The organism is Caulobacter sp. P1_D6, from assembly GCF_056406095.1.
Map to the genome: position 1 here is coordinate 1 of NZ_JBFUAW010000029.1, position 18,846 is coordinate 18,846.

Annotated in this window: 18 protein-coding genes; 12 read left to right on the plus strand and 6 right to left on the minus strand. The window is 68.7% G+C overall.

Annotation, left to right across the window (positions count from 1 at the left end; genetic code table 11):
- The 7 genes from AC1DYP_RS16495 to AC1DYP_RS16525 form a co-directional block, all read left to right on the plus strand.
- Positions 1-489 (plus strand): SAM-dependent methyltransferase (locus AC1DYP_RS16495; RefSeq protein ID WP_477047244.1); only part of this gene is annotated, 489 nt, incomplete at its 5' end.
- Positions 490-492: 3 nt separating this feature from the next.
- Complete coding sequence (pgeF, locus tag AC1DYP_RS16500; protein ID WP_477047245.1) at positions 493-1,272, plus strand: peptidoglycan editing factor PgeF; 780 nt, start codon at positions 493-495, stop codon at positions 1,270-1,272.
- A 113-nt stretch (positions 1,273-1,385) separates the two neighbouring features.
- The gene (locus AC1DYP_RS16505; protein WP_477035200.1) at positions 1,386-2,324 is read left to right on the plus strand and encodes a ribose-phosphate pyrophosphokinase; all 939 of its coding nucleotides are present in this window, start codon (positions 1,386-1,388) and stop codon (positions 2,322-2,324) included.
- 156 nt (positions 2,325-2,480) lie between these two features.
- On the plus strand, positions 2,481-3,608 hold the full coding sequence (locus tag AC1DYP_RS16510) for a hypothetical protein (protein WP_477047246.1): 1,128 nt from the start codon (positions 2,481-2,483) through the stop codon (positions 3,606-3,608).
- A gap of 117 nt (positions 3,609-3,725) precedes the next feature.
- Positions 3,726-4,328: a 50S ribosomal protein L25/general stress protein Ctc gene (locus AC1DYP_RS16515; protein ID WP_477035198.1), complete on the plus strand. Its 603-nt coding sequence runs from the start codon at positions 3,726-3,728 to the stop codon at positions 4,326-4,328.
- Between the two features lie 95 nt (positions 4,329-4,423).
- On the plus strand, positions 4,424-5,044 hold the full coding sequence (pth, locus tag AC1DYP_RS16520) for an aminoacyl-tRNA hydrolase (protein ID WP_477047247.1): 621 nt from the start codon (positions 4,424-4,426) through the stop codon (positions 5,042-5,044).
- A gap of 85 nt (positions 5,045-5,129) precedes the next feature.
- Positions 5,130-5,867, plus strand: a complete 738-nt coding sequence (locus AC1DYP_RS16525) for a tetratricopeptide repeat protein (RefSeq protein ID WP_477047248.1) — start codon at positions 5,130-5,132, stop codon at positions 5,865-5,867.
- On the opposite strand, the gene AC1DYP_RS16530 is transcribed toward AC1DYP_RS16525, so the two are convergent.
- Positions 5,864-6,223: a phage holin family protein gene (locus AC1DYP_RS16530; RefSeq protein ID WP_477047249.1), complete on the minus strand. Its 360-nt coding sequence runs from the start codon at positions 6,221-6,223 to the stop codon at positions 5,864-5,866. The genes AC1DYP_RS16525 and AC1DYP_RS16530 overlap by 4 nt on opposite strands.
- Before the next feature lie 159 nt (positions 6,224-6,382).
- On the opposite strand from AC1DYP_RS16530, the gene AC1DYP_RS16535 reads away from it, so the two are divergent.
- The 4 genes from AC1DYP_RS16535 (at position 6,383) to AC1DYP_RS16550 (ending at position 10,963) form a co-directional block, all read left to right on the plus strand.
- Entirely contained in the window at positions 6,383-6,931 is a 549-nt protein-coding gene (locus tag AC1DYP_RS16535; protein WP_477047250.1) for a biliverdin-producing heme oxygenase, read from the plus strand.
- Positions 6,928-9,066 carry a histidine kinase dimerization/phosphoacceptor domain -containing protein gene (locus AC1DYP_RS16540; protein ID WP_477047251.1) on the plus strand — a complete coding sequence of 713 codons (2,139 nt, stop codon included), beginning with the start codon at positions 6,928-6,930 and terminating at the stop codon, positions 9,064-9,066. The genes AC1DYP_RS16535 and AC1DYP_RS16540 overlap by 4 nt, the downstream gene beginning before the upstream one ends.
- Positions 9,067-9,306: 240 nt before the next feature.
- On the plus strand, positions 9,307-10,194 hold the full coding sequence (rpoH, locus tag AC1DYP_RS16545; RefSeq protein ID WP_477035192.1) for an RNA polymerase sigma factor RpoH: 888 nt from the start codon (positions 9,307-9,309) through the stop codon (positions 10,192-10,194).
- Positions 10,195-10,252: 58 nt separating this feature from the next.
- Positions 10,253-10,963 carry an alpha/beta fold hydrolase gene (locus AC1DYP_RS16550; protein ID WP_477047252.1) on the plus strand — a complete coding sequence of 237 codons (711 nt, stop codon included), beginning with the start codon at positions 10,253-10,255 and terminating at the stop codon, positions 10,961-10,963.
- Here the strand turns inward: AC1DYP_RS16550 and AC1DYP_RS16555 are convergent.
- Entirely contained in the window at positions 10,960-11,964 is a 1,005-nt protein-coding gene (locus AC1DYP_RS16555; RefSeq protein ID WP_477047253.1) for a phytase, read from the minus strand. The genes AC1DYP_RS16550 and AC1DYP_RS16555 overlap by 4 nt on opposite strands.
- A gap of 205 nt (positions 11,965-12,169) precedes the next feature.
- On the opposite strand from AC1DYP_RS16555, the gene AC1DYP_RS16560 reads away from it, so the two are divergent.
- Positions 12,170-14,455: a TonB-dependent receptor plug domain-containing protein gene (locus AC1DYP_RS16560; RefSeq protein WP_477047254.1), complete on the plus strand. Its 2,286-nt coding sequence runs from the start codon at positions 12,170-12,172 to the stop codon at positions 14,453-14,455.
- An 85-nt stretch (positions 14,456-14,540) separates the two neighbouring features.
- On the opposite strand, the gene AC1DYP_RS16565 is transcribed toward AC1DYP_RS16560, so the two are convergent.
- The 4 genes from AC1DYP_RS16565 to AC1DYP_RS16580 all read right to left on the minus strand — a co-directional run bounded on the left by AC1DYP_RS16565 (position 14,541) and on the right by AC1DYP_RS16580 (position 18,794).
- A complete protein-coding gene (locus AC1DYP_RS16565) occupies positions 14,541-15,284 on the minus strand; it encodes a nuclear transport factor 2 family protein (protein ID WP_477047255.1) in 744 nt (247 codons plus the stop codon).
- Between the two features lie 98 nt (positions 15,285-15,382).
- Positions 15,383-16,180 carry a response regulator transcription factor gene (locus AC1DYP_RS16570; protein WP_477047256.1) on the minus strand — a complete coding sequence of 266 codons (798 nt, stop codon included), beginning with the start codon at positions 16,178-16,180 and terminating at the stop codon, positions 15,383-15,385.
- A 93-nt stretch (positions 16,181-16,273) separates the two neighbouring features.
- Positions 16,274-17,401 (minus strand): hypothetical protein, encoded by a 1,128-nt coding sequence (locus AC1DYP_RS16575; RefSeq protein ID WP_477035185.1) that lies wholly within the window; start codon positions 17,399-17,401, stop codon positions 16,274-16,276.
- Positions 17,402-17,507: 106 nt separating this feature from the next.
- Positions 17,508-18,794, minus strand: coding sequence for an adenylosuccinate synthase (locus AC1DYP_RS16580; RefSeq protein ID WP_477047257.1), 1,287 nt, complete (start codon positions 18,792-18,794; stop codon positions 17,508-17,510).
- Between the last annotated feature and the right edge of the window lie 52 nt (positions 18,795-18,846).

Consider the following 18,846-nt stretch of genomic DNA (forward strand, 5'->3'; position numbering starts at 1 on the left):
CCTCCCCCACAGGGGGAGGGCCTAGAGCCCGGCGCCGTCATCGAGTCTTCCCCCGCCCAGGCCGCCCTCGGTTCCGAGATCGGCCATCGCGTCGCCCGCGACGGCGGGGCGGCGCTGCTGATCGACTACGGCCGCGACACGCCCGGCGCCGGCGACACCCTGCAGGCCCTGAAGGCCCACGCCAAGGTCTCGCCGCTGGCCGAGCCGGGCCAGGCCGACCTGACCGTCTGGGCCGACTTTCCCGCCGTGCTGGCCGCCGCCGTCGAGGCGGGCGCCGCGACGGGACCCATCCTGACCCAGGGCGCGTTCCTCCAGGCGCTGGGGATCGAAGCCCGCGCCCAGGCCCTGGCCGCGGCGCGCCCCGATCAGGCCGAAAAGCTGGCCAGGCAGCTTGATCGCCTGACCGGAGCGGCGCAGATGGGTCAGCTGTTCAAGGTCGCCTGCCTGTCCGCGCCCGGCCTTTCTCCTCCGCTTTTCGAGGAACCGTAGACGATGCACGACCTGCCCACCGTCCAGTCGCCGCTGCTGGCCGCCGTCGCGGGAGTCCGGCATGCGTTCTTCACGCGCCAGGGCGGGGTGTCGACCGGGCTCTATTCCAGCCTCAACGTCGGGCGCGGCAGCAAGGACGAGCCGGCCGACGTCGCAGAGAACCGCGCCCGGGCCGCCGCCTGGTTCGGGGCCGCTCCGGAAGACCTCAACACCTGCTTCCAGATCCACTCGACCATCGCCATCGTCGCCGACGGCTCGTGGGGCGACGTTCGCCCCGAGGGCGACGCCGTCGTCACCAAGACCCCGGGCGTGGTCTGCGGAGCCCTGCACGCCGACTGCGCGCCGGTGCTGATCGCCGATCCGGTCGCCCGCATCGTCGCGGCCGCCCACGCCGGCKGGCGCGGGGCGCTGGACGGCGTCGTCCAGGCCGCGGTCGACCAGATGACGGCCCTGGGCGCCGACCCTTCGCGCATGGTCGCCGCCGTCGGCCCCTGCATCGGCCCGCAGTCCTACGAGGTGGGGCTGGAGTTCCTGCACCGCTTCGAGGCCGACAGCCCCGGCTCCGGCCGATTCTTTACGCCCGGCCAGGCCGACGACAAGCGCCTGTTCGACCTGCCGGCCTTCGTTCTGGACCGCCTGGAGACGGCCGGCGTGGGACAAAGCGAATGGGTCGGCCGCGACACGCGAACCGAGCCGGACCTGTTCTTTTCGAACCGCAGGGCCTTCCTGGCCGGGGAGTCCGACTACGGACGACTTCTCTCGGCGATCGCGATCGAGGCATGAGCCCGCCGGAAGACACGCCGAATAACGAGACTCAGTGGAAACACGGGGTTGTTCCAACGCCCGAGACTGCTAGAAGCCCCCGCAACGGCGACACCCCTTCCCGAGACAAGATCATGAAGCTGCTGTCCGGCAACTCGAACCGCACCCTGGCCCAGGCCATCGCGGAGTATCTCGACATGCCGCTGACCCGCGCCCAGGTGCGCCGGTTCGCCGATCTCGAGGTGTTCGTCACCATCGACGAGAACGTGCGGGGCGAGGACGTCTTCGTCATCCAGTCGACCAGCTATCCGGCCAACGACAACCTGATGGAGCTGCTGATCTGCATCGACGCCCTGAAGCGCGCGTCGGGCAAGCGGATCACGGCCGTGCTGCCCTACTTCGGCTACGCCCGCCAGGACCGCAAGACCGGCGGCCGCACGCCGATCTCGGCCAAGCTGGTGGCCAACCTGATCACCCGCTCGGGCGCCGACCGCGTCCTGACCATGGATCTGCACGCGGGCCAGATCCAGGGCTTCTTCGACATCCCGACCGACAACCTGCTGCCCTCGCGCCTGCTCGCCGACGACATCCACAAGCGCTACAAGATGGGCGACGACCTGATGGTCGTCTCGCCCGACGTCGGCGGCGTGGTGCGGGCCCGGGCCCTGGCCAAGCGCCTGAACGACGCCGACCTGGCCATCGTCGACAAGCGCCGCTCGGCCCCCGGCGAGAGCGAGGTCATGAACATCATCGGCGACGTGAAGGACCGTCGCTGCATCCTGTTCGACGACATCGTCGATTCCGCCGGCACCCTGTGCAACGCCGCCGCCGCCCTGATGGCGCACGGTGCCAAGTCGGTCTCGGCCTATGTCACCCACGGGGTGCTGTCGGGCGCGGCCGCCGAGCGCGTGGCCAATTCGGTGCTGACCGAACTGGTGGTCACCGACTCGATCGAAGCTTCCGACACCGTCAAGGCCTGCCCGAAGATCCGCTACGTGTCCTGCGCCCCGCTGATCGGCGAGGCCATCCGCCGGATCGCCAACGAGGAATCGGTCTCCAAGCTGTTCGACTAAGCCTCGGAAAAACACCCTGGGCGGGAACTGATCGGGCTGCACACGCCTTTTCGACAGCTACGCTTGTCAAGACATGGTTAACGGGCTGACTGTCACAATCTCGCCCGCGCGCCAGTGTTATGGCGGGCGCTCTATATCATTGGGGATGTTCCAGGGATGCTTTCCACCACGCGTACGCGCGCCGCGCTGACGGCCATCGCCGTGGTCGCCGCCACCTTGCTGGCCAGCTGCGAAACGCCGCCGCCGCCGCCGCCGGTGGTCCTCGCCCCGCCCGCCCCGCCGCCGATCACCCTGTCCTCGAGCATCGTCGAGAAGGCCAGCGCCTTCCGCGGCTACATGCAGCGCGCCGGCGCGATCGGCGCCACGTTCGAGAACGGCGACCAGATTCAGGCTTCGCTGAAGGTCGGCGTTGGCTACGAGCCCAAGCAGTTCCTGTCGGGCGCCACGGCCTACGCCGCCGTCCTGGCCCTGCAGGACCCGACCTACGTGGCCTCGGTGCGCGCGTTCGCCGCCGATCCGACCCAGCGCCAGCAGGTCATCAACCAGCTCATCTCCGACCCGGCCTACGCCGTCGGCTTCAAGGGCAGCGACACCGCCGCCGGCCGGATCATCGACACGCTCGGCGCCGACGGCGTGAAGCTCTACACCGCCGGCAAGGCCGTGAAGCAGTCGGCCTACGATGTCCAGCGCGCCAAGTGGTCGCTGCTGCCGGTCCTCGACCGCGACGGCCGCCTGGCCTACGCCAAGACCATGTCGGCGACGCCGGCCCTGGCCGACAGCGCCGACGTGGCGGCCCTGCGCCAGGCCTCGCTGAGCGGCGTGACGCTGGTGTCGGCTCCCGACGCCTCCGCGACCGCCMCCCCCGTGACCGCGGTCCCCGCGACCGACACGACCGCCGTTCCGGTCGCGGGCCCCCGGGCCGCCCCGCCGCCGTACAAGCCCCTGGTGATCCGCGGCCTCGCCGTCGCGGCCCTGGCCGCGCTCGGCTATGCGGGCGACGACAAGCTGGCCCTGATCGACGCGGTGATGGCCGAGCCGGCCAGCGCCATGTGCCTGAACATGGCCAAGCTGAACCTCTACCAGTGCCTGGCCGTCTCCAAGCCGCACTACGAGGACGTCTTCTGCCTGGGCCAGCACATCATGATCGACACCGGCATGTGCGTGATCAAGGCGTCGGGCGCGGCGATGCCCTACGAGCCGCCGCCCCCGCCCAAGCCCGAACCGGCGGTCATCAAGAAGAAGCCGGTCGCCAAGAAGGCCCCGGCCACCAAGAAGAAGAGCTAAGCAGCTCTACAGCCTGCCCTTTCGTCGCACTCCAGACGGCCGCCCGTTGCATGACAATCCAGTCTTGTGCGGCGGTTTCGCATTTCGAGAGCACGGGGCTCTCCAGAGAGACAAGACATGGCCGAGATCATTCTCAACGTCGAACTTCGTGACCGCGCCGGCACCGGCGGTTCGCGCGAAACCCGCCGCCAGGGCCTGGTCCCCGGCGTGCTGTACGGCGGCAACCAAGCCCCGGTGAACATCGCCGTGAAGGTCAACGAATTCCGCAAGGCGCTCTACACCGGCAAGCTGCTGGGCCACCTGGTGACCTTGCAACACGGCGCCGACAAGCAATCGGTCATCGCCAAGGCCGTGCAATTCCACCCCGTCACCGACGTGCCGCTGCACTTCGACCTGTACCGCGTCGACGAGCACCAGCTGATCAAGATCGAAGTGCCGGTGCACTTCAAGAACCACGAAACCTCGGTCGGCCTGAAGAAGGGCGGCACGCTGGAAGTCATCCGTCACACCGTCGAGCTGGCCTGCCCGGCCGACAAGATCCCCGAAGAGCTGGTCATCGACCTGGCCTCGCACGACATCGGCGACGTCATCCGCATCTCGGAAGTGAAGCTGCCCGAAGGCGTGCGCCCGGCCCAGGACCGCGACTTCGTGATCGCCAACCTGAAGGCCTCGGCCGCTTCGCAATCGAACGAAGGCGACACGGCCACCACCGAAGCCTAAGCGCTTTGGTCGGGTCACCGATCTGATACGTGAGAACGGGCGGGCTTTCAGGCCCGCCCGTTTTTCGTTCTGACGCCCAGTTTAGGTCTTAAGCGATGCTGATCCTCGCCGGCCTCGGCAATCCCGAGCCGAAATACGAGAAGAACCGCCACAATGTCGGGTTCATGGCGGTCGACGCCCTGGCCCGCAAATGGGGCACGTCGCCGTGGCGTTCGCGCTTCCAGGGCCTGGCCTGCGAGGGTCAGATCGGCACGCAGAACGGCCCGGTCAAGCTACTGCTGCTCAAGCCCAAGACCTTCTACAACGAGAGCGGCCGCGCCGTGGGCGAGGCGATGAAGTTCTTCAAGCTGGCCCCTACCGACGTGATCGTCTTCCACGACGAGATCGACATGGCCCCCGGCCGCTTCCGGATGAAGGCCGGAGGCGGGGCGGCGGGCAACAACGGCGTGCGCTCCATCACCAGCCAGATCGGCGACACGTTCCGCCGCGGCCGGATCGGCGTGGGCCATCCGGGCCACAAGGATGCGGTCATGCACTACGTGCTGGGCGACTTCCACAAGGTCGAGCACCAGTGGCTGGACCCGATGCTGGACGCCCTGGCCGACGCCCTGCCCTTCGCGGCGGCCGGCGACGACGAACGCTACCAGGCCGAGGTCCTGCGCCTGGCGCCCGCGCCGAAAGCCGATCCGAAGAAGGCCGCGCGCCAGCCCGAGTAAGGGGCCGGCCGATTGACGGCGCCGGCTTCCGCCCACACATAACAGCCTAGCCTTGGCCAACGCCAAGCTTGGAGCGCCTCTACCGATGATCCTGATAGGCCTGTCGCTGATCTTCTCGATCGCCCTGTGCGTCCACGTGGTGCGCACGGGCCAGCAGATGTACTGGCTGATGATCATCCTGCTGTTCCAGCCGCTGGGCGGGCTGGTCTACCTGCTGGCCATCGTCGCGCCGGAGTTCCTGGGCGGCGCCAAGGCCCAGAAGGCCCGGCAAGCCGCGCGCCAGGTCCTCGACCCGCAGCGCGAGTACCGCGAGGCGAGCCGGGCCGTCGACGACGCCGCGACCGTCACCAACCGCACCCGCCTGGCGGTCGCCGCCAGCGGCCTGGGCAAGCATGCCGAGGCCGAGCGCCTGTACGCCGAGGCCCTGCAGGGCATGTACGCCGACGACCCACAGCTGCTGCTGGGCCGCGCCAACGCCCTGATCGAGCTGAACCGCTCGGCCGAGGCGCTGCCTCTGCTGGAGAGCCTGAGCGCCCAGTCGCCCGCCGCCCGCACGCCGAACGTCGCCCTGGCCATGGGCCGCGCCTATCACGCCCAGGGCCGCGAGTCGGAGGCCGACACCGCCCTGCGCTGGGCGGCGGCGCACCTGCCGGGCTTCGAAGGGATGGCGCGCTACGCGGTGTTCCTGGCCGAGACCGGCCGCAAGGACGAGGCCCGCGAGGCCCTGACCGAGATCGACAAGCGCCTGGCCAAGACCCACTCGCACTTCCGCAAGGAAGCCCGCGGCTGGCGCGACCTGGCCGCGACGGCGGTGGGGACCTAGGCCCGCTCCCCGCCGTCCCCGATCAGCAGGTGGCCCAGCCAGCTGACGGCGCCGACGACGAGCGAGCCGAAGATCCCCGCCCACAGGCCGTCGACCACGAAGCCTTTCAGCATCAGGCCGACCAGGCCCAGCATCGCGGCGTTCACGACCAGCAGGAACAGGCCCAGCGTCACCACGGTGATCGGCAGGGTGAGCACGAAGACCACGGGCCGGACGATGGCGTTGACCACGCCCAGCAGCACCGCGGCGATCAGCAGGCTGGTCCAGCCGCCCGGCACGGCGATGCCCGGCACGATCTCGGACGCCAGCCACAGCCCCAGGGCGGCGATCAGGGCACGGATGATGAAGCGCGTCACGGGCAAGCCTCCTTGGCGTCCAAGCGCGACTATTAGATGTGCACTTCCCCTGTCGCAGCAAGGCCTCGCCGCGCCTTGGGTCGCATAGCCGACAGTGAACATGTTCATTGAGAGCTATGGTCTGAGACTCGGCCTTGGCCACGGGAATACAATCGCCTGATGACATCGCCGATCCTCGATCACCTGCGCTCGGCCACCCGTGACCTGCACGACGGCCTGGAAGCTCGGTTGGACGTCTTCGCGCGCGTCGCCGATCCCGTCCGTCGCCGCGAGATGGTCGGCCGGTTCCTGGCCTTCTATCGTCCCGCCGAAGCCGCCCTTGCGCGCGTGCTGGCCGACGAGCCGGACCTGGAGTTCGATGCCCGCCGCAAGGCCCCGGCCCTGGAGCGCGACATCGCGGCCCTGAAAGCCGCGCCGCCGGCCGACGCCCCGCTGGCCGCCCCGACCGGACGCTGCGAGGCCCTGGGCTTCCTCTATGTGCTGGAAGGCTCGACCCTGGGCGGCCGGGTCATCGACAAGCAGCTTCGCCAGCGCGGCCTGTCGCCCGAGGGCCTGAGCTTCTTCCAGGGCTATGGCGAGGCGACCGGCGTCCGCTGGAAGGCGTTCTGCGCCGTGCTGGAGCGCGCCGACGACAAGACCGCCGCGGCCCGCGGCGCCCGCTCGGCCTTCGCCCAGATGGAAGCCTGGATGTGCGGGGTTCCTGCATGACCACGCCTGATCCCGTGACGGGCCCCACGGCCGAGCAGATCGCGTCCTGCGACCGCGAGCCGATCCACATTCCCGGCGCGATCCAGCCGCACGGCGTGCTGCTGGTGCTGGACCGTGACACACTGGAGATCCGCCACGCGGCCGGCGACGTGGCCGGGCTGCTGGGTGTGGAGACGTGGATCGGGACGACCGCCGGCGCGGTTCTGGGCGACGCCGTCGCCCGGCGCATCGCCGCCGTCACCGCGTCGGGCAGCGGCGGCGGTTTCGTCGGGGCCCTGCGCGTGGCCGATCGCGCCTTCGACGTCAGCGCCAGCTTCCAGGCCGACAAGGTGCTGGTCGAGGTCGAACCGGGCCTCGACATGGCCCTGACCGGCGCCCAGATCCTGGCTCAGCTGGAGTCGGCGGCCGCCGCGTTCGAGCGCTGCCCGGGCCTGAAGACCCTGTACGACCGCGCGGCCCTGGAGTTCCGCCACCTGACCGGCTTCGACCGGGTGATGGTCTATCGCTTCGGCGAGGACGACGCCGGCGAGGTGGTGGCCGAAAGCCGCGCGCCCCACGTCCAGGCCTTCCTCAACCACCGCTTCCCGGCCAGCGACATCCCCAAGCAGGCCCGCGCCCTCTATGTGCGCAACCTGGTGCGGGTGATCCCCGACGCGGCCTACGTCCCCGCCCCGCTGCTGCCGCCGATGGAGCCCCTGCTGGACATGAGCGACTGCGCGCTGCGCAGCGTCTCGCCGGTGCACCTGCAGTATCTGCGCAACATGGGCGTGACCGCCTCGGCCTCGGTGTCGGTCGTCAAGGACGGGCGGCTGTGGGGGCTGATCGCCTGCCACCACGAGACGCCGCGCCTGCTGCCCTACGACATCCGCGCCGCCTGCCGCGCCCTGGCCGGGGGCCTGGCCCGCCAGATCAAGGCCAAGGAGGACGCCGAGACCTATCACGAGCGCCTGCGCCTGCGGTCGCTGGGCGACGACATGATCCACGCCCTGGCGCGCGCCGACAACGCCGACCTGGCCCTGGAAGAGCATCTGCGCGACCTGCAGCGCCTGGCCGGGGCGGACGGCGTGGCGGTGTTCCGCGACGAGCGCATCGAGGTGACGGGCAAGCTGCCGCCCTACCCGGCCCTGGCGATGCTGCGCGACTGGCTGGTGGAGAACGCCGCCGACGGGGTGGCCGCCACCGACCAGGCGCCCGCCGAGATTCCCGAAGCCGTCTCGTTCCGCACCCTGGCCTCGGGCCTGATGGGCGTGGTGGTCGAGCGCTCGCCCCTGCTGGCCATCCTGTGGACCCGGGCCGAACAGGTCGAGACCGTGCGCTGGGCGGGCGAGCCGGTGAAGGCCACCACGCCCGACGGCGTCCTGACCCCGCGCGCCTCGTTCGACGCCTGGACCCAGACCGTGCGCGGCCGGTCGCGTCCCTGGACCGCGGTCGAGACCGCCGCCGCCCTGCGGCTGCGCGACGACCTGATCGACCTGCGCCGCGCCCGCCGCACCGCCGAGTTGAACAACCACCTGCGCGCCACCCTGCAGGACAAGGACGAGCTGCTGCGCCAGAAGGACTTCCTGCTGCGCGAGGTGAACCATCGGGTGCAGAACAGCCTGGCCCTGGCCGCCAGCTTCCTGACCATCCAGATGAAGGCCCTCGAGGATCCGGTGGCCCGCGCGCCCCTGGAGGAAGCCAGCCGCCGCCTGACCGCCGTGGGCCTGGTCCACCGGCGGCTCTATCGCGGCGACCAGCTGGAGACCGTGGCGCTGGACCGCTACCTGACCGAACTGGCCGAGGAGATGGTCGGCACGCTGGACGAGGATTGGGGCCGCCACCTGCGGGTCGACGCCGCGCCGGTGACGGTGCCCACCGACAAGGCGGTGATCATCGGCCTGGTGGTCACCGAGCTGTTCATCAACGCGGTCAAGTACGCCTACCACGGCAAGCCTGGCCGGCTGGACATCGGCCTGGTCGAGGACGGTGATCGCCTTCGCCTGATCGTCGCCGATCAGGGCGGCGGCAAGCAAGGTCCGCGCGTCGGCTTCGGCAGCAAGATGATGGACGCCCTGGTCCGTCAGATGGGCGGGACCCTGACCTATCACGACAACGCCCCCGGCGTGCGGGCCGAGCTGTCCGTCGGCCGGCTCTGAAATCCCCTCGGGGAAGGCCCTTTGAAGGTGACGTCGCGTCGCGCGGCATTTTGCACTTGAAAAAGTGAGAATGAACGTTCATTCTCACTTTCGAAGGGCCAATACCCGAGTCCGGGTGTCGGACATTACAAATACGTTATCGACCTTACCTTAGCCGCAACGCCTTCCTATCTGACCCATTCCGGTGGGGATGGTGGCGCGCGGTTGACGGGCGGGTCCACACCAAGGGGATAGTTTTCCATGGCCGTGAATTCACTATCGGTGATGTCGCCGGACGGCGGCCTGTCGCGTTACCTCACCGAGATCCGCAAGTTCCCGATGCTGGCCAAGGACGAGGAGTTCATGCTCGCCCAACGCTGGAAAGAGCATCAGGACAGCGAAGCCGCCCACAAGATGGTCACCAGCCACCTGCGTCTCGTCGCCAAGATCGCCATGGGCTATCGCGGCTACGGCCTGCCGATCGGCGAGGTGATCTCCGAGGGCAATGTCGGTCTGATGCAGGCCGTCAAGAAGTTCGAGCCCGACAAGGGCTTCCGCCTGGCCACCTACGCCATGTGGTGGATCCGCGCCTCGATCCAGGAATACATCCTGCGCTCGTGGTCGCTGGTGAAGATGGGCACGACCGCCGCGCAGAAGAAGCTGTTCTTCAACCTGCGCAAGGCCAAGAGCCAGATCGAGGCCTTCCAGGACGGCGATCTGCGTCCCGACCAAGTCAGCGCCATCGCCACCAAGCTGGGCGTGCTGGACAGCGAGGTCATCTCGATGAACCGCCGTCTGGGCGGTCCCGACGCCTCGCTGAACGCGCCGCTGCGGGCCGACGGCGAGAGCGAGTGGCAGGACTGGCTGGCCGATGACGATCAGGTTTCGCAGGAGACCGTCGTCGCCGAGAGCCAGGAAAAGTCCATGCGGATGAGCCTGCTCGAGGAGGCCATGGTCGAACTCACCGATCGTGAGCGCCACATCCTCACCGAGCGGCGCCTGAAGGACGACCCGACCACCCTGGAAGACCTGGCCTCGCAATACGGCGTCAGCCGCGAGCGGGTCCGCCAGATCGAGGTCCGGGCGTTCGAGAAGCTGCAGAAGTCGATGCGCGAAGCCGCCATCGCCAAGAACATGGTCGAAGCCTAAGAAGGCCAAGATCTGAAAGACGGAGCGCCCCGGATCGCAAGGTCCGGGGCGTTTTTTAATGACCACTGCCCTCTCCCAACTGATCCTGCTGCCCGGCCTGCTGAACGACGCCGAGCTGTGGCGCGACCAGGTCGGCGGCCTGGCCGACGTCGTCCGCTGCCAGGTCGCCGACCTGACGCGGGGCGAAAGCCTGCGCGAGCTGGCCGAGCAGGTGCTGGCCAACGCCGAACCGACCTTCGCCCTGGCCGGGTTCTCGATGGGCGGCTACGTGGCCCAGGAGATCGCCCGGATCGCGCCCGAACGGATCGAGCGCCTGGCCCTGATCGACACCGCCATCCGCGCCGACACCCCCGAACGGGCCGCCCAGCGCCGCGCGGTCAACGCCGCGGCCAGCGGTGAAGGAGCCTTCCTGGGCGTCGCCGACCGGCTGATGGCCAGCTATGTCGACGCCTCGCGCCTGGGCGACAAGGACCTGACCGGCCGCATCCAGGCCATGACCCAGCGGCTGGGCCGCGAGGTGTTCCTGCGCCAGAACGGCCTGGCCCGCGAGGACGGCGCGGTCGCCCTGCGGGCCCTGCGCTGCCCGATCGTCATCATCTGCGGCGAGCACGACGCCATCACCCCGCTGGCCGGCCAGCACGAGATGGCCCACGCGATCGGCTGCTCGCACATGGTGATCATCCCCAACGCCGGCCACATGACGCCGATGGAAGCGCCGGACGCGGTCAACGCCGCCCTGCGTCGCTGGCTGGCGCGCACCGGTCGCTAGGGCGCGTCCAGCTTCAGCGCCGCCTTCACCGTCCGCCAGTCGACCAGCTTGAAGTTCTGCCGCTGGCGGTCCGTGGACGGCGTCTCGCCCTCGACGTCGACATCGTCCTGCATGACCACCAGCCCCTCGGCATAGGGTCCGACGGCGCCGCCCAGCGCCGCGACGCCGTCGGTGCCGGTCACCCCGTCGACGCCCTTGGCGGCGACCACCGAGAAGCGCCCAGCATAGGTCGGCTGCGCGCCGTCGACCCGCCACACCGCGAAGGCGCTGTCGCCCTGGCTGGAGGCGATCAGCCAGGTCTTCTGGCCCTCGCGCAGCAGGGTCAGCCCCTCGACGTCGGGCTTCAGCATGTCCGAGGGCGCGCTGGCCACCAGGGTGCGCGCGGCGCCCTTGGCGGGATCCAGGTCGTAGCGCCAGATCCCCTTGGCCTCCTCGCCGATATAGAGCACGCCCCTGGCGTCATCGACGACGCAGCCCTCGGTCTGGCTGCCGACCGCGAAGCGCTGCTCCTCGGTCGCCACGGGCTTGCCGTCGGCCCCCACGGCGATGCGCAACTGCCGCACCTGGCCGTCCGTGCCGTTGACGATGACGATGAACCCGTCGCCCCGCCGGCCCATGCACAGGCCGTAGGGCTCGGCCAGGTCGAGCGGCGCCAGGCCCCAGGGTTCGACCTTCAGGGTGGCGGGATCCATCAGGTAGAGCGCCGCGCCGATTCGACCGCGATCGCTGGCCGCGACCAGCACCCGCTCGCCCTTCGCCGTGGCCAATCCGCCACGAAGATCGACATTGTTGAGCTTGCCGTCGGGAATGAAGCCAGTGACGGCGCCCTTGAGATCGTACGTGTACAGACCAGCCTGCTTGTCGGTTCCGAAGATCACCCCGCGGGACGGATCGCGCGGATCGACCCAGATCTCGGGATCGTCGGCCGCGTCGGCGCGCTGGGTGGCGACCGATTGGGTCTCGCCGGCCGCGGGAACGGGCGTTCCCACCCCTACCAGCATCTTGTCGGAGTCCGACTTCGCCTCGGGATCCGCGGGCTTGCAACCCGCGAGAAGGAGAGAAATTCCCACCGCGATCACAAAAGTGAAACAAAACTGTCGAGTAAACATCACTGGCCCCAAGATGACGGCGAATTTATGCCCCGCCGCGTGAAATCACGTGCGAACGGCCGCGTCAACGGCCGCGCCGACGATGGGGGTACTCACAATGAAGAAGACCATGCTGTTCGCCTTGGCCGCGCTCGCGCCCCTGGCCCTGGCCGCCGCGGCTCACGCCGCCGACGCCGACGCGCCGATCGCCACGGCCGCCGAAGCGCCGACCACCGCCTCGGAACTGGTCGTTCAAGCCCAGATCGCCTATCGCAACCGCACCGACCAGGCCGCCCCGGTCCTGGACTACGGCCTGGACTACTTCCAGCGCTTCGAACCCCTGACCGCCGGCGACGCCCTCAAGCGCGTGCCCAGCGTCGCCTTCCTGTCGGATGTGCTGGAGTCGGACGGCGTCCGCCTGCGCGGCCTCGACCCCGCCTACACCCAGATCCTGATCAACGGCGAGAAGGTGCCCGGCGCCGGCTCCGGTTCGGGCGCGTTCGGTTCGGGCGCCGACTCGGCCTTCTTCGTGGACCGCATCCCGGCCGAACTGATCGACCGGATCGAGATCGTCCGCAGCGCCTCGGCCAACCGTAGCGGCGACGCCGTGGCCGGCGCGCTGAACATCGTGCTGCGCGACTCCTATTCGCTGGACGGCGGCTTCATGCGCGTCGGCGCCCTAATGTTCGACGACAAGCGCATCCGCGAGACCGTCGGCGGCGTGTGGGGCGGCCAGGTCGGTCCCGGCCGCCTGCTGGTCGGCGCCAACATCCAGGGCCGCCGCAATCCCAAGAACAAGACCAGCCTGCGCTATGACGAGCCGGGCGCGCCGATCAACAACAGCGAAGTCCAGACGGACGTGCGCAACGGCACCGACTACTCGTTCAACGCCAGCTACCAGACCCCGCTGGCCGGCGGCGACCTCGACCTGAGCGGCTTCTACGTCCACACCGACCGCTACCAGAACGAAGACTCGATCGAGTACAACAAGGACATCCGCAACAACGCCAACCTGTCGACCCTGAACGACAACGACGTCGACATCGAGCAAGACAGCTACTCGGTGAACGGCAAGTACAGCCACGACATGTTCGGCGGCAAAACCAGCGTGAAGCTGGGCTACGCCTCGTTCAAGGACAAGGAAGCCGAGTTCGAGGACGAGACCGAGTACCTGCGCGACGCCACGCCCTATCCGGACGGCGACCGCATCACCCGCGACAAGTCCAAGACCGATCTGGAAGACACCGAATTCTCGGCCAAGCTCGAACACAAGCGCGACCTGAGCGAGGGCGTGCAGCTGCAGTTCGGCCTGCAGTACGAGAAGAAGCAGCGCGACCTGCTGGTCACCGAGGTTCCGCGCAACCGCTACAACCTGCCCGCCGCCAACCCGCCGCCCTTCGGCCCCTATGCGGTGATCGACGGCGGCGACGCGGCGTTCGAACAGACCCGCCTGGACCCCTACGTGATGCTGGACGGCAAGTCGGGCGCGCTGAAGTGGGAAGCCGGCCTGCGCTACGAGACCACCGACGTCACCCTGCAGGACCGCACGGCCCCCTCGACCACAGACGTCGACTACAACTTCCTGCTGCCGTCGGCCTCGCTGCGCTACAACCTCACCACCGAGGATCAGGTCTACGTGTCGGGCGCGCGCACCATCCGCCGTCCCAGCTTCGACTACCTGTCGCCGGCCCTGCTGACCGCCGAGCTGGGCGACAACGACTTCATCGGCAATCCGGAACTGAAGCCGGAAAGCGCCTGGGGCCTGGACGTCGGTTACGAGCACCGGATGGGCAAGCAGGGCGTGGCCGGGGTCAACGTCTTCTACCGCAAGGTCAAGGACCTGATCGAGCTGAGCAACACCGGCGCGGAAGGCGACGAGGGTCCCGGCACCTTCGTCTACTCGGCCCGCAACACCGGCGACGGCAAGGTCTGGGGCATCGAGTTCGACCTGTCGACGCCGCTGACGGTGATCGGCCTGGAGAACACCGGCGTGTTCCTGAACTACTCCTGGCTGGACAGCGACGTGAACGACGAGTTCGGCTCGCGCAAGTTCAACAGCCAGTCGGACTACGTGTTCAACATCGGCTTCATCCAGGACATCCCGACCTGGGGCGCGGCGTTCGGCGCCACCTATCGCAAGCAGGGCGAGGCCTACAGCCGCGTCGTGGGCGAGGAAGTCACCACCACCTATGACGGCGACCTGGAAATCTTCCTCGAAAAGCGGATCGGCAAGGACCTGACGATCCGCCTGACCGGCTCCAATCTGCTGGACGCCGAGAAGAAGGAAACCTTCAACAAGTTCACCACCATCGAAGACCAGAACGACCGGAGCTTCGACGAGTACGAAATCGAGCGCGAGAACGCCGGTCCGGTGTTCCAGCTGATCGCCCGCCTGGCCTTCTAGGCCGGGACGCCATCCGAGACGACGAAGGGCGGCGTTCGCGAGAACGCCGCCCTTTTTTGTCAGACCGCCAAAGCGTCACCCACCATTAGTCGCCGACGAACAGCAGGGCCATCATTCGCCAGCCTCGGTCGGTCTTGAGGACCAGGGCGCGATCGGTCCAGGTCCTGCCGGCGGGGGTGCGGAACGACCAGCGGGCGACGCCGATCGAACCGCGGGCATCGACCTTGCGATCGATCTCCACCACCGGATTGTCGGGCGAGGCGACGCGACGCTCGGCGTAGCGGGCCTGCCACTCGGCGACGCTGGCGGCGACCAATTGGCCATCCTCCACGGTCATGACCAAGGCGCGCGGGTCGATCGACTTGAGCAGCAGATCGGGATCCCAATGACGGTCGGAGGCCAGCTTGGCGTCGATCACGGCTCCGATCGCGGCTTCGGCGACCGGATCGGCCGCCGCGCCAGCCTGGCACAGCTTGCCGACGATCTTCCAGTCACCGCCCAGGCGGGCGAGAAGAAGATAGTCGGCGAAGGTTCGGGTTCCCCGCACCGCCGCCGCCCGGGCCACGGCCGTGGTCTGATCGGCGTCCAGCCATTCGATCGTGGTCGACACAGGCGCCTCGGACGGCGGCGCCGCGCGCAGCCGGGCCTTCCACTGGGATTGATAGGTGGCGCGCACGCCCTCGGGGCCGGTGCAATACATGATGGCGCTGGGCTGGAAGGCGGCGCTCATTTCGGCGACGTTGTTGGTTTCCATCGCGCGCCCATAGGCGGCGATCGCCGCTTGCGGGGTTGCGTTGGCGAGGACGAGACTTACGGCCAGGGCCATCATGGGCGCACCTCCAATCGAATGGAGCGTGATCATCCGGCGGCCCGGCTCTTTCGAGAATTCGTAAGTTTCGCCGTCGCCGTTTCGCCAGACGAAACGATCTAGGCCGCGCCGCGGCCGCCGTTGTCACCCTCGACCATGAAGCCCAGCAGGGCGTCCATGCGCTTGACCAGTTCGGTGCGCGCCATGCCGCCGGCCGTGCAGGCCTCCAGGGCGACGGCGGCCTCGATCAGGCGGGTGTCCTTGACCGCTTCGCCGACCTTCTTGAGTTCGACGGCCTGGGCGGCCAGGGCGCGCCGGGCCTGGGCCGGATCGCTGTCCAGCGCCTGGGCGGCCGATTTGACGATGCGCAGGGCCTGGGACAGGCGCGCCGCCGGCGTGCCGCTGGCGTCGGCCTTGCGCTTGCGCGGTCCCGTATACTCGGCCGAATTGAAGCGGCGGCGGTCGGGCCCGACATATTGCACGGCCTCGACCCAGTCGCGGGGCTTCAGCGTCACCGCCTCGAGCCGGCGCTCAAGATCCTTGATCGTGAACGGCTTGCGCATGAACTCGTGGATGCCCGCGTCGCGCGCGCCGAAGATCGCCTCGGCCGTCGCCTCGGCGGTGCACATGATGATCGGGTTCTCGCGGCAGGCCAGGTCGCTGCGGCGAATCTTCTTGGCCAGGGCCAGACCGTCGCAGCCGCTGGAGGCGTGCTCGACGAAGACCAGCATCGGGTCGACCGTGCGGGCCATGCCCCAGCCGGCCTCGATGCTCGCGGCGTTGAAAATCTGGATGTGGCCCACGTGACGCAGTTGGTCGGCCAGCAGGCGCACGGCGGCCGTGTTCGGGTCGACGATCAGCACGCGCTGCATCTTCGCCGCGATACGCTGCAAGGTGCGGATGTTGCCGTCGAACACGGGCCTCGGAAGCTCCAAAAGTCTTTCGCCCGCACAATAGGCGGGCGATGGTAAAAATCCACTTGATGGCGACGGATCGCGACGGAACGTCCGTCAGATGGCCAAGCTGCTGCTCAGGCCGGAGTCGAAATCCGCCAGGATGTCGACCGCGTCGTCCAGATCGGCCATCAGCGGCGTGCCCAGCGGGAACCGATAGCGCCAGAAGGTCGCGATGTGGGCCAGCACCCCGACCCTCTCGCCCAGCGACAGGAACATCTCGGGCGCGCGCAGCAGGAATTCGCGGAATCCCTGGGGCCTGCCGTGGTCGATCAGACCGTCGAAGGCGCGGTCATAGACGTCCAGCGACCGCATGATCGCCTTGCGCTCGACGAGGAGACCCTGGCGCACGCGTTTACGGGTTTCGTCGAGATAGCGCTGGGTGTCGGCATCGCGATTGCCGCCGGTGACCGTCAGCCTGGCGATCTCGTCGCCCACGGTCTCCAGCTCCGACCACAGCCGGGTCAGCGTCCATTTGTAGTAGAGGAAGCCCTTCCAGCTGAAGACGCCTTCCTTGAAGCTCTCGCCGTCCATGATCAGCGTCTTGCGCAGCGGCTCCAGCCGCTCGTCGACGTCGGTCGACAGCAGGGCCTCGACCAGGCGGGCGGCGTGGGCGCCCGGCGCGGTCCGGTTGGCGTCGCGATAGGCCAGGTCGATCAGGTGCGAGATCTGGACCGACACGAAGCTTTGCATCTGCTCCATGTCCGCGCCCGACAGCGAAAAGTAGCTGGGCGCCACCGACATGCCGTGGCGGCGCAGATGCTCGCGCAGCAGGAAGGGGTCCAGGGACGGAAGCTGGTCGATGAGCTTCAGCGTCGCGATGTCGCGCGCCATGTCGGTGTGTTCGTTGCAAGCCTCGCGCAGCAGGTCGACCCAGCCGCGCTGTCCCACGAAGAACGACTGGCCGCCAAGGCCAAGATCGCTGCGCTCGAACGGGATGATGACCTTGGTGGCGCTCGGGCGCACCTCGTCGAACAGGAAGATGTCGTCGGCCCGCAGGCGGTGTTTCACCAGCAAGGCCGAGTTGAGGATGCGGTTGCGGAACAGCGGCGCTTCGGCGTGTTCAGGCCGGTGGCCGCTGCGGGTTTCGATGGCCAGCAGGTTGAGCACGCGGCTGGTCGAAGCCTCGCGGTCAAGCGCCCGCAGGCTGCGCGTCAGCCGATCCGCCTTGTTCGCGGACTTCATTAAACGACGCGCAGCGGCCAACGACGGCGAACCTCCCTGGAGAAGCCGCCGTCATAGGCCCTGGCCTGCTAAGCAATCGCTAATCGGGCCGTCGAAACCCGACCGATCAGCCCTGGAACGGATCGCGCATCAGGATGGTGTCGTCGCGCTCAGGACTGGTCGACAGCAGGGCCACCGGGGCGCCGATCAGTTCCTCGACCCGGCGCACATACTTGATGGCGTTGGCGTTGAGGTCCTTGAACGAGCGGGCGCCGGCGGTGCTTTCGCTCCAGCCTTCCATTTCCTCGTAGATCGGCACGGCCGCGGCCTGATCGCGCATGCCGGCCGGCAGATAGTCGACCTCGCGGTCGCCGATCTTGTAGCCGACGCAGATCTTCAGGGTCTTCAGGCCGTCCAGCACGTCCAGCTTGGTCAGGGCGATGCCGTCGATGCCGTTGATGGCCACCGACTGGCGCACCAGCACCGCGTCGAACCAGCCGCAGCGACGGGCCCGGCCGGTGTTGACGCCGACTTCGCGGCCGACGGTCGACAGGTGCTTGCCGACCTCGTCGTCCAGTTCGCAGGCGAACGGACCCTCGCCGACCCGGGTGGTGTAGGCCTTGACGATGCCCAGCACGTAGCCCGGCCCCTTGGGACCCATGCCCGAGCCGGCGGCGGCCTGGCCGGCGACGGTGTTGGACGAGGTGACGAACGGATAGGTGCCGTGGTCGACGTCGAGGAGCGCGCCTTGCGCCCCCTCGAACAGGATGCGCTTGCCGGCCTTGTGGGCCTGGTCCAGCAGGCGCCAGGCCGGCTGGGCGTAGGCCAGGATCTTCGGCGCGATCTCCATCAGCTGGTCGAACAGCGCCTCGCCGTCGGCCTCGGGCAGGCCCAGGCCGCGACGCAGGGCGCCGTGGTGGCTGAGCAGGCGCTCGATCTTGGGCTTCAGGGCTTCGGGATCGGCCAGGTCGGCGACACGGATGGCGCGGCGGCCGACCTTGTCCTCATAGGCCGGGCCGATGCCGCGGCCGGTGGTGCCGATCTTCTGGCTGGAAGCGGCCTCGCGGCCCTGGTCCAGGTCCTTGTGCAGCGGCAGGATCAGGGTGGCGTTGTCGGCCAGCACCAGCAGGTCGGGGCCGATGACCACGCCCTGCTCGGCGATCTTGGCGATCTCGCCCAGCAGGTGCCAGGGATCGACCACCACGCCGTTGCCGATGACCGAGAGCTTGCCCTGCACCACGCCCGACGGCAGCAGAGCCAACTTATAGACCTTGCCCTCGACCACCAGGGTGTGGCCGGCGTTGTGGCCGCCCTGGAAACGAACGACGACATCGGCCCGGTTGGACAGCCAGTCGACGATCTTGCCCTTGCCCTCGTCGCCCCATTGGGCGCCGACAACGGTCACATTGGCCATGTTCAGATATGCCTTATCACCTGCCGAAAGGCGCCCGCGGCCCTTCGACAGG